The organism is Klebsiella sp. C349492 (assembly GCF_042055345.1).
Taxonomy (GTDB): Bacteria; Pseudomonadota; Gammaproteobacteria; order Enterobacterales; family Enterobacteriaceae; genus Klebsiella; species Klebsiella scottii.
In genome coordinates this window covers 1-409 of record NZ_JANQCE010000034.1, presented here as the reverse complement: position 1 = coordinate 409, position 409 = coordinate 1, and the positions used below count along the sequence as shown (strand labels likewise).

Below are 409 nucleotides of genomic sequence, written 5' to 3'. Positions count from 1 at the left end.
GTATAAAAGGAGGAACTGACTTTAAATCCGTCGGTGCATTGATCGTTTTGGCTCTTGGTCGTTTTAATACTGAACGTTTTCGACATTGTGTGGCGACGTATATCCAGCAAATTAAATTTACCAAAATCAATCACCTGTGTTTCCGGTGAAATGGAAAAATTGACGCTGCAATCCAGCACGCGAATGTTTTCCAGACCAGTAATATGATATTTCAGGTTTTGGGCAGTAGGGTCTTCGTTAACGCTACCGGCACCGTCAAATTGCACGACGATATAGTCGCTAAGCGTACTTTGATAATCATGCGGCGGCATTTCTCGTATTTTGACGTATAACCGCATGCGAGCGAGAAAGGTACGCGACATATGAATATTAGCGGGATCGCCCGAGCAAATTTTGTTCTGCCATCCCA

The 409-nt window shown here is 43.8% G+C and carries 1 pseudogene; it reads right to left on the bottom strand.

Going from position 1 to position 409, the window contains the following annotated elements:
* A pseudogene (locus NWP14_RS27850) lies at positions 1-409 on the bottom strand (type 1 fimbrial protein); the annotation flags it as partial.